The 9,639-nt window shown below is 70.2% G+C and carries 10 protein-coding genes; 1 reads left to right on the top strand and 9 read right to left on the bottom strand.

Annotated features, from left to right (window positions below):
* Positions 1–126: 126 nt before the first annotated feature.
* Positions 127–456 (bottom strand): YciI family protein, encoded by a 330-nt coding sequence (locus AC07EQ_RS40255; RefSeq protein ID WP_478393050.1) that lies wholly within the window; start codon positions 454–456, stop codon positions 127–129.
* 144 nt (positions 457–600) lie between these two features.
* Here AC07EQ_RS40255 and AC07EQ_RS40250 point away from each other — a divergent pair, with 144 nt between their 5' ends.
* Positions 601–969: a DUF1801 domain-containing protein gene (locus tag AC07EQ_RS40250; RefSeq protein WP_478393049.1), complete on the top strand. Its 369-nt coding sequence runs from the start codon at positions 601–603 to the stop codon at positions 967–969.
* Between the two features lie 170 nt (positions 970–1,139).
* Here AC07EQ_RS40250 and AC07EQ_RS40245 read toward each other — a convergent pair whose 3' ends face one another.
* From AC07EQ_RS40245 to AC07EQ_RS40210, 8 genes are all read right to left on the bottom strand, one after another.
* Entirely contained in the window at positions 1,140–2,156 is a 1,017-nt protein-coding gene (locus AC07EQ_RS40245) for a hypothetical protein (RefSeq protein WP_478393048.1), read from the bottom strand.
* A 37-nt stretch (positions 2,157–2,193) separates the two neighbouring features.
* Positions 2,194–2,721 (bottom strand): hypothetical protein, encoded by a 528-nt coding sequence (locus tag AC07EQ_RS40240; protein ID WP_478393047.1) that lies wholly within the window; start codon positions 2,719–2,721, stop codon positions 2,194–2,196.
* Between the two features lie 13 nt (positions 2,722–2,734).
* Positions 2,735–3,838, bottom strand: coding sequence for an MlaD family protein (locus AC07EQ_RS40235; RefSeq protein ID WP_478393046.1), 1,104 nt, complete (start codon positions 3,836–3,838; stop codon positions 2,735–2,737).
* Entirely contained in the window at positions 3,838–5,001 is a 1,164-nt protein-coding gene (locus AC07EQ_RS40230) for an MCE family protein (protein ID WP_478393045.1), read from the bottom strand. Before AC07EQ_RS40230 ends, AC07EQ_RS40235 begins: the two co-directional genes overlap by 1 nt.
* A gap of 68 nt (positions 5,002–5,069) precedes the next feature.
* The gene (locus AC07EQ_RS40225) at positions 5,070–6,239 is read right to left on the bottom strand and encodes an MCE family protein (protein ID WP_478393044.1); all 1,170 of its coding nucleotides are present in this window, start codon (positions 6,237–6,239) and stop codon (positions 5,070–5,072) included.
* On the bottom strand, positions 6,236–7,216 hold the full coding sequence (locus tag AC07EQ_RS40220; protein WP_478393043.1) for an MCE family protein: 981 nt from the start codon (positions 7,214–7,216) through the stop codon (positions 6,236–6,238). The genes AC07EQ_RS40225 and AC07EQ_RS40220 overlap by 4 nt, the downstream gene beginning before the upstream one ends.
* Positions 7,213–8,238, bottom strand: a complete 1,026-nt coding sequence (locus AC07EQ_RS40215) for an MCE family protein (RefSeq protein ID WP_478393042.1) — start codon at positions 8,236–8,238, stop codon at positions 7,213–7,215. The genes AC07EQ_RS40220 and AC07EQ_RS40215 overlap by 4 nt, the downstream gene beginning before the upstream one ends.
* Positions 8,235–9,620 carry an MCE family protein gene (locus AC07EQ_RS40210; RefSeq protein ID WP_478393041.1) on the bottom strand — a complete coding sequence of 462 codons (1,386 nt, stop codon included), beginning with the start codon at positions 9,618–9,620 and terminating at the stop codon, positions 8,235–8,237. The genes AC07EQ_RS40215 and AC07EQ_RS40210 overlap by 4 nt, the downstream gene beginning before the upstream one ends.
* Positions 9,621–9,639 lie beyond the last annotated feature (19 nt).

The following is a 9,639-nucleotide window of genomic DNA, read 5'->3' as shown; positions in this document are numbered from 1 at the left end:
TTCCGCTGTCGTCCAGAACCCGGGAGACCCCGTCAAGCGTCGGATAGGGTGCGGTTTTCAGGGTCGTCGGGACGGGGAACCACAGGGTGGGCCGCCCCCCCGGTTGGGGGCGCCCCGGGCCGGGTGTCACGGGCCGAAGACCTGCTGGACCATGCTCTCGCCGTCACCGACGATCTTGCGGAACCGGCGGGCCAGCTCGATCGCCTCCTCCTTGGACCGGACCTCGACCAGCGCGAAGCCCGCCACCGACTCCTTGGCCTCGGCGAACGGCCCGTCCGTCACGGTGATCTCGCCGTCCGCGGAGGTCACCCGGACGCCACCGGGCTCGAGGCCGCCGGTGGCCAGCAGGATCCCGGCCGCGGTCAGCTCCTCGACGAACTTGCCCATCTCGGCGTACAGGCTCTCGTCGGGAGCGGCATCGGAGCCGGAAGCCTTGGTCATCATCAGATAGCGCACGGCGCTGTCCCCTTCCTTCGCTGAGCTGCCTTCCGCATCAGCGTCGGACGAGCTTATGCGACGGGGAACGGATGCATTCCCTGTCGCATCGCCGGTTCGACGTGTTGGCGAGAACCCGAGCACCACAACAGGAAGGACGAAGCCATGGCCAAGTTCGCCACCGTGCAGGAGTACACCGCCTCGCTCCCCGAGGCCCAGCGCGCGATCGCCGACGAGCTGCTTCCGCTCATCGACGAGGCGCTGCCCGGCGCGGGAGCGGTCTGGCACGGCCACCCGGTGTGGAGCCTCGGGCCGGCGCCCGGGAAGTCGCCGGTCTGCTTCATCAAGGCCTTCTCCGCCCACGTGTCCTTCGGCTTCTGGCGCGGCCAGGAGATCACCGACGCGTCCGGCCGTCTCGAACCCGGCTCACGCGCGATGGCGAGCGTCAAGCTCCGCACCCCGGCCGACATCGACGCCGGGCTGTTCACCGACTGGCTGCGCGCGACCCGCGACCTGGAGACCGCAACCGCCTGACGCGAACCAGGGTGAGCAGCGCCGACCGCCCGACGCTGCTCACCGGTGTGCCGGAGGAGCCGTTCGGGAACGTGGTCCGTGCGCCGTTTTCGCGCGAAAACGGCGTTCCCCACGCCTGCGGGGTGACGGTTTCGCGCGAAAACGGCGTCCCTGGAGGGTCGCGGCGTCGGTCAGCGCAGGGTGATCTGGGTGATCTTCCACTTCTCGCCCTGCTTCTCGGCGCTCACCGAGATCTGGGCCGGGCCGACGTTGCTCTCGCCGGTGTTGGCGCGCATCGCGTGCTGGTCGACGAACAGCAGGAGCTCGGCGCGGTCGCCCTGCAGCCTCGTCACCGCGCTGTTCTTCACCGTCGTGGTGACGATCAGCTGCTGCTGCGGGGCCTGCTCCCGGACCACCTTGAACAGGTCGTCGTACTTCTGCACCGCCGAGCCGACCAGCAGGTCCCGCGCGGCGGCCTCGGTCTTGCCCGTGTCGTTGAAGTCGTAGGAGAACACCTTCTCCACGGCATCGCTGATCTGGCCGTTGACCTCGCTGGTGGCCCCGGCCGAGACCAGCGCCTGGTTGGCCCCGGCCCCGGAGTACCGCGCGTCGAACGCCTTGATGCCGAGGAACACCGCCGCCCCGATGAACAGGACCGCGAGGATCCAGATCGTCCACGCCAGGCCCGTCAACGACGTCTTGCCGGACGCTGCCGCGCCGGCCGCGACACCGGGCTGCGCCCCGGTCCACGCCTGCTGCGCGTCGTACGGGGCCGCGGCTACGCCGCTGGACCCCTCCCGCTCCGCACCAGCCGCTTCGCTGCGCTCCGCGACCGGCTCCGCCGCAACGGCTTCGCCACGCTCCGCCGAGCCGCGCTCCGCCAAGCCGCGCTCCGCAGAAACGGCCCCGCCGCGCTCCGCCGAGCCGAGCTCCGCCACATCGGCTTCGCCGTCCTCGACGGCCGGCTGCACCGAACCGGCCGCCGGTGCGACGTCGCTGCGCTCCGGCGCGGCTTCGACGGAACCGCTGCGCGGGGTCTCGGCATCCGGCTCCCGCTTCGCGGTCCCGTTGGCAGCCCGCCGCTCCTCCGCGGTGCGCCGGGCTTCCCGGGCCTCCTCCTGGAGGGCGTCGCCGAGCAGGGTTTCGCGGTTGCGCAGGCCCGCCACCTTGGGACGGCGGGTGGGGGTCTTGCGGCGGTTGCTTGGCACTGACTGCACTCCTCGAATTGCTTGCGAGTGTCGCCGTTCAGCCGACCGGCACGGTGCCGAGCCCGCTGAGCTTCCAGGTCTCGCCTTCGCGGGTGAGCTCGGCCTGGTAGCGGTCCTGCTTGTTGGTCGGCTGCTGGCCCTCGATGGTGACCGTCACCTGCACGACGGCGATCATCCGGGCCTTGCCCGCGTTCTCGTCGAGCTCGACGATCCCGGCGTCGAGCACCCGGGCCGTGGTGCTGCTCTTGGCCTGGGTGATCTGGGTCGCGTAGTTCTGCCTGCCTTGCCGGATCTCGTCGCGCAGCGGGCCGGTCGAGTTGTCCTCCCAGCGCTTCAGGCCGCCGTCCACATCCCGGTGGTCGAGGCTGTTGAAGCTGATGATCGCGCTCGTCCCGTCGTGCAGCGCCGCATCCCGCACCTCCGCGCGGGCGACCGAGTCGCTGTTGCCGGCCAGCGCCCAGGTGACGCCGAAGAACAGGCTGGCCACCACGCCGATCGCGAGCAGCGCCAGGCCCGTGATCAGGCCCAGGACCGGGCGCTTCCGCTCAGCGGTTCCGGTGGTCATGTCGGCCTCCTCCCTACTGTCCCGGTGCATTCTGCGCGCCGCGGACCGACGTGTCACTGCCCCGGGGCTCCGCGCAGTGCGCGTTGGGGTTCATCGGCATCTCGCGGAAGTCGTCGCCGGCGCGGCGCTCGGTCGACTCGTAGCCCTTGGTGCAGGGCAGCGGGTCGAACACGTTGAGCACCAGGCCGAAGTGCGCGGTGCCGTCGCCGGGCACCACCGTGTTGCTGGCTGTGACGATCGCCGGGTACAGCGTCATGATCTGCTCGATGCCGTCGACGCGCTCGGCCATGACCCGCGAGGTGGTCGTCAGGTTCGCCAGCAGCGGTCCGAGCTGCTGGTTCTCCTGCAGGAGCGCGCTGACCTGGCGGGCCGCCGGCGGGGCGCGCTCGATCACCGCGCGCAGGTCGCCGTCGGAGTTCTTCACCGACTCCGACAGCAGCCGCAGGTCTTCGCCGAACGACCTGATCGCCGAGCCCTGCTCGTTCTGGGTGGCCAGGACCTCCTTGCCGTCCTGGAGCAGCTGCACCGTCTGCGGCAGGTGCTCCTGCGCGGCGGCGGTGAACTCGCGGCTGGTGTCCAGGATGGTCTGCAGGTGGCCGCCGTTGTCGCGGAACGCCGTGCCGAGCTCGCTGACCACGGTGCGCAGCGACTCCTCCGGCACCGAGTTCGCGAACGCGTCCAGGTTCGTCATCAGGCTTTCCACCGGCAGCGGCGTGGTCGCGGATTCCTGCGCGATCACCGAACCGTCCGCCAGGAACGGGCCGTCGTCGCTCTTGGGCCGCAGGTCGACGTACTGCTCGCCGACCGCGGACCGGTTGGTCACCACCGCCTGCACGTCGCGCGGGATCCGCGGCGCGCTGGACTCGATGTCCAGCGGCACCTCCACGCCGGTGCCGGTCAGCTTCAGGTCGCCGACCCGGCCGACCGGCACCCCGCGGTAGGTGACCTCGGCGTTGTTGAAGACGCCGCCGGTGTCGGCGAGTTGCAGCGTCACCACGTAGCCGCGCGGGCCGAACAGCCGGTCCAGGCCCGCGTAGCGGGCTCCGGCGTAGCTGACGCCGACCAGGGCGATCGCGACGAACGCGATGATCTGCAGGCGCACTCGACGGGTGAGCATCAGCGGCCACCTCCCAGCAACGAGCCCAGCAGGCCACCGGATTCCCGCTCCGGCTCGGCCGGCGGTTGGGCGGATTGCTCCGGCGGCGCCTGCGACGTCAGCGGCAGCGGGATGGACTTCAGGGCGTCCGGCAGCGGGATCAGCGGCTGCCGGCTGCGACCGAGGTTCTCCAGCACGTGGGTGAGGTTCAGGTCCACGTTGGCGTAGAGGTTGGTGAAGTCGCTGTTGCCGATGCCGTCGACCGCGTTGTCCGGGAACGGGAACGAGACGAGCACCTCCAGCGACTTCGGCAGGCTGTCACCCGCCGCGGCCAGCTGGTTCAGGGCCGGCGCGAGCTGGTCGAGGTTGTGCACCAGGTCGTCGCGGGACCTGTTGACCACGTCCGTGCCGACGCCGGAGAGCTCGTCGAGCGACTGCAGCATGGTGACCAGCTGGGTGCGCTGCTCGTTGAGCACCCGCAGCCCCGGTTCCAGGTCGCGCAGCGCGGTGTCGATGCTCCCGCGCTGCTCGTTGAGCCGGGCGCTGAGCCGGTTGATGCTGTCCAGCGCCCGCGTGATGTCGTCGCGCTGCGCGTCCAGCCCGGCGACCAGTTCGTCCAAATTGGACAACAGGCTGCGGACGTCGGACTCGCGGCCCTCCAGCGCGGCGTTGAGCTCCTTGGTGATGTTCTGCAGCTGCGCCACGCCACCGCCGTTGAGCAGCATGGACAGCGCGCCGAGCACCTCTTCCACCTCGGGGTTGCGGCCGGTGCGGTCGAGGCCGATCAGGGCGCCGTCGGCGAGGCGGCCGACGTCGGACTGCCCTTCCGGCGGACCGGCGAGCTCGACGTACTTCTCGCCGAGCAGGCTGGACTGCCGCAGCCGGGCGGTCGCGTTGGCCGGCAGCTTGACGTCGCCGTTGACCTGCACGATCACCTCGGCCTGCCAGGAGTCGGGGGCGAGGCCGATGGTCGACACCCGGCCGACCGGCACGTCGTTGACCCGCACCCCGGCGTTGGGCACCAGGTCCAGCACGTCGGCGAAGCGCACCTTGACCTCGTAGGGGGCGCTGCCGAGGTCGGCGCCGCCGGGCAGCGGCATGTCGTAGACGCCCTGCGAACTGCACCCGCCGAGCACGACCAACGCCGCGGTCACCGCGGCCCCGACCTTCGAACCGGTCCGCAATTTCCATTGAAATCGAAGGTTCGATTTCAATGGAAATTGCGGCAGACGGAGCCCGAGAAGCAGTCCCTTCACCGGTCACCTCCGGGGGACAGTGGAAGCGGAAGCGGCGGGAGCTTGCCGTTCTGGATGGAGTTGAGGGTTTCCGCCGGGGTGGGCAGCTTCACCACGCCGTCGAGGATCGGCTGCAGCGACTTGCACGCGTCGCTGACGTCCTTCGGCAGGTCCGCCGGGCTGTGCTGCTGCAGCATCTTGCACACCGCCACCACCGGCGGCTGGTTCAGCTCGTTGAAGTTCGCGCGGACGTCCAGCGTTCCCGCCGCGCCGTTGTAGGCGTTGTTGAGGTTGCTCAGCGCCAGCGGCGCGTTGTTCAGCGACTCGCTGAGCGCTTCCTTCTGCTCCACCAGCACGTTCGCCACCGCGTTCAGCTGGTCCACGTTGGACTTCACCAGGCCCCGGTTGTCCCGCACGAAGGACTCGACCTTGCCCAGCGCCACGGCCAGCTCCGCCAGCGCCGCGCTCATGTCCTCGCGCTCGCCCGCCAGCAGCGAGCTGACCTGCTGCATCTGCGTGTTGAACCGGCGCACCTGGTCGTCGTTCTCGGCCAGCATCGTGGTGAACCGCTGCACGTTGTCGACGGTGGCGAACAGCTGATCGCTGTTGCCGGACAACGTGGTGCCGACCTCGCCGAGGTTGCGGATGGTCTCCGACAGCGCCTTCCCGTTGCCGTCGAGGTTCGCCGCGCTGGTGTTGAGCAGGTCGGTCAGCGCACCGTCGGCGTTGGCGCCGTCGGGCCCCAGCGCGGTCGTGATGTCGTCGAGGCTGCGGTAGATCTGGTCCAGCTCCACCGGGGTCGCGGTGCGCTCCTTCGGGATCACCGCGCCGTCGGCCAGCTCCGGCCCGCCCCGGTAGACGGGGGCGAGCTGCACGTACCGGTCGCTGACCACGCTCGGCGCGACCGCCACCGCGCCCGCGTCGGCGGGCACCTTCACGTCGCGGTCCACGCTCATCACGACGCGCACCACCTGGCCCTGCGGCACGACCTCGTCGACGGTGCCCACCGGCACCCCGAGGATCCGCACGTCACCGCCCGGGTAGATGCCCACAGCCGCGTGGAAGTACGCGGTGACCTTCCGCTCCGCGGCGCCGAAGAACAGCCACCACCCCCCGACGGTCGCGGCGAGCACGACCACCACGGCGATCGACAGCGTCCTGGTCAGCGACGGGCGTGCGCTGGTCATGGCTGGCAGCCCTTCTGGTTGATCGGACCGATGGCGGGCGGCAGCAGGCCGCAGATGTAGGTGTCGAACCAGCGGCCGTTGCCCAGCACGTTGGAGAAGTACCTGGTGAACGGGGCGAACATCTCGAGGCTGCGGTTCAGGTTGTCCTGATTGCGCTGCAGCATCTTGGTGACCCGGTCCAGCTGCTGCAGCGCCGGGCCGATCTGCGCGTTGTTGTCGTCGACCAGCCCGCTGAGCTGCTGGGACAACGTGCGGGTGCCGTCCAGCAGGCCGCTGATCGAATCCCGCCGCGCCCGGATCTCCTGCAGCAGCAGGTTGCCGTCGGCCAGCAGCTTCTCGAAGTCGGCGTTGCGGTCGGCGATCGTCTTCGACACCTGCGAGGTGTTGTTCAGCAGGTGCTCCAGCTGCTCGTCGCGCGAGGAGATGGTCCGCGACAGCTGCGACAACCCGTCCAGCGCCCCGCCGACCTCCTCCGGCGTGCCCTTGAAGGTGTCGGAGAGCGTGCGGAAGCTCTCCGCGAGCTGCCCGGTGTCGATCTTGTCCACAGTGGACGAGAGGTCGCTGAAGGCCTCGATGACGTCGTAGGGCGACACGGTGCGCTGCAGCGGGATCGGCTCGGACGGCGACAGTTCCTGCCCGCCCTGCGGGTCCAGCGCCAAGTACTTCTGGCCGAGCAGCGTCTTGATCCGGATCGCGGCGGTGGTGTGGTCGCCCAGCCACGCGTCGCCGACCCGGAAGCTGACCAGCACGTGGTCGTCCTCGATCTCGACGTCCGAGACGGTGCCGACCTTCACCCCGGCGATGCGCACCTCGCTGTCCGGCCGCAGCCCCGCTGCCTCGGTGAACTGCGCGGTGTAGGTGGTGCCGCCGATGAACGGCAGGCGCTCGAAGTTCAGCGCGAGCAGGAACATCAGCACCAGCGCCAGGAGGCCGGCGATGCCGATCTTGAGCGGGTCGCGCTGGGAGAATGCGGTCATCGCTGGCACCTCGGCTGCGTCACCGGCATCAGCGGCAGCGGCAGGTTCAGGTCGCCGACGCCCACCGTGCCGCTCATCTTGCACGAGTAGAAGTTGAACCAGGAGCCGTGGCTGGCGGTCCGGCCGATCGTTTCGAGCTTGCCGGGCATGTTCTGCAGCACCCGCTCGGTCAGCTGCTCGTGGTCGTTGAGGTTCTTCGACAGCTCGCCGAGACCCGCGATGTCCTGCTGCAGCCCCGGTCGCGCCTCGGTCAGCAGGCCCGCGGTGCTGTTCGTCAGGCCGTCCATCGCGGTGATCGCGGAGCCGATCGAATCCCGGTCGGAGGACAGCCCGGACACCACCTGCTGCAGCTGGCCGATGAGCTCGGACAGCTGCTGGTCGCGGGCGTTGACGGTGTCCAGCACGCCGTTGAGGTTGTCGATGACCTGCCCGATCACCTGGTCGCGGGAGGCGATCGTGGAGGTCAGCGAGGCGGTGTGGGCCAGCAGGCTCTCCACCGTGCCGCCCTCGCCCTGCAGCACCTGGATGATCTCGTAGGACAGCTTGTTCACGTCCTCCGGAGAGAGCGCCTGGAACAGCGGCTTGAACCCGCCCAGCAGCACGGTCAGGTCCAGCGCCGGCTTGGTGCGCTCCAGCGGGATCTCGCCGCCCGGGGGCAGGACGCCGCTGGAATCGCCCGAGCCCTGCTCCAGCGCGATGTACCGCTGGCCCACCAGGTTCCGGTACTTGATGGTGGCGGTCACCGAGCTCGGCAGCCGCCGGTCCGACACGTTGAACCGCACCTCGGCGAGCCGCCGGTCGACCACCTCGATGCTCTCCACCTGGCCGACCTTCACCCCGGAGATGCGCACCTCGTCGCCCTCGTTGAGGTTGGTGACATCGGTGAACCGCGCCGTGTAGGACTCCGACGCGCGCAGGTCCCGGTTGGCGATGGTCAGCACCAGCAATCCGGTGGCCAGCACGGTGACCAGCACGAAGATCAGGAACTTCACCAGTGGCGCGACGATGCTGCGGCCGTTCACCGGTAGCTCACCTCCGCTCCGCGAAGCACGGGCCCGACCAGCAGCGAGCCCCAGTCCGGCACCTCACTCGCCGGGCGGCCCACCGCGGGCGCCAGCAGCACCGCCACCATGTCCCGCTCGGCCGGGGAGTTCACCCAGGTCGCGGACTGCGGCGAGGTGCTGGCGGGCAGGTAGCCCTGGCCCATCGACGGCGGGTTCAGGCCGCCGTCGGCCGGCCGGGAAGCTGGCGGCGGAACCGAGCCGTCCTTGAACGGCCCGTCCGGCGGGTACTCCGGCACCGGATCCGGCAGCGGCATGAAGTTGTAGCAGCGCGGACCGCGCTTGTCGGCGAACTCCGGCTCGTCCTGGTTCGGCCGGTACTTGCCGCGGGTCGCGACGACCTCCAGGGTGATGTGCAGGCCCGGCTCGGCGGACCCCTCGCCCAGCACCTGCCGCATCCGCGGCACGAACTCCGCCATCTCCTGCAGGAAGCACGGGTACTCGGGCGCGTACTTGGCCAGCACGTCCAGCGTCGGCCGCTGCGCCTCGCCGAGCTGGATGATGTTCTGCCGGTTGTCCCGCAGGAAGCCGGTCAGGTCACCGGAGCTGGTGGTCAGCTGCGAGGTGAGCGCGGTCAGGTTCTCCCGCTGCGCCACCAGGGTCCGGGCGGTGGTGCTGAAGTTGTCCAGCGCCTCCAGCACGTCCGGCGCGGCCTGCTCGTAGGTCTGCGCGACGCCGACCAGCTCCTGCAGGTTCTCCTTGAGGTCCGGCACCGACGGGTTGAGCCCGTCCAGGTAGGTGTTCAGCTGCGACAGCGTCTCGCCCAGCGGCTTGCCGCGCCCGGCCAACGCCTGGTCCAGCGCGTTCAGCGTCACGGCCAGGTCGTCCGGGTGGACCGCCTGCAGCACCGGCATCGTGTCGGAGAGCACCTGCTCCAGCTCGATGCCCGCGCTGGTGCGGTCCTGCTCGATCACGTCACCGGAGGCCAGCGTCGTGGTCGACGCCTGCTCCGGCAGCTCCAGCGACACGTACCGCTCGCCGAAGAGCGTCCGCGGCAGCAGCCGCGCCGACACGTTCGACGGCAGCTGCTCGGCCCGCTCGGGGTCCAGCGCCAGCCGCAGCTCCGCACCGTCCCCTGTGGACGTCACGCTCACCACCCGGCCGACGACCATGCCGCGCACCTTCACGTCCGACTCGGGCAGCAGCTGGTTCCCGGTCGACGGCGCCTTCAGCAGAACGTCCACGCTGGACGCGAAGGCCTTCTGGTAGATCGCCACGGTCAGCCCGATGAACAGCACCATGCTCATCAGCAACGCCAGGCCGAGGGTGCGGCGTCGCAGTGTTCTGCGGGCCACCCGCACCCGGTCGGCTTTCATGAGCGGGCGGCGAAGATTGTCGCTCATGACGCCTCCGGTGTCGTCA

The organism is Saccharopolyspora sp. NPDC045839 (genome assembly GCF_056431645.1).
This window is presented reverse-complemented; position numbering and strand designations above follow the sequence as displayed.

Excerpts from the sequence above, each read along its gene's own strand:
- AC07EQ_RS40210 (WP_478393041.1), bottom strand. The coding sequence starts at position 9,620 with ATGAGCGACAATCTTCGCCGCCCGCTCATGAAAGCCGACCGGGTGCGG.
- AC07EQ_RS40250 (WP_478393049.1), top strand. The coding sequence starts at position 601 with ATGGCCAAGTTCGCCACCGTGCAGGAGTACACCGCCTCGCTCCCCGAG.
- AC07EQ_RS40225 (WP_478393044.1), bottom strand. The coding sequence starts at position 6,239 with ATGACCAGCGCACGCCCGTCGCTGACCAGGACGCTGTCGATCGCCGTG.
- AC07EQ_RS40240 (WP_478393047.1), bottom strand. The coding sequence starts at position 2,721 with ATGACCACCGGAACCGCTGAGCGGAAGCGCCCGGTCCTGGGCCTGATC.
- AC07EQ_RS40235 (WP_478393046.1), bottom strand. The coding sequence starts at position 3,838 with ATGCTCACCCGTCGAGTGCGCCTGCAGATCATCGCGTTCGTCGCGATC.
- AC07EQ_RS40220 (WP_478393043.1), bottom strand. The coding sequence starts at position 7,216 with ATGACCGCATTCTCCCAGCGCGACCCGCTCAAGATCGGCATCGCCGGC.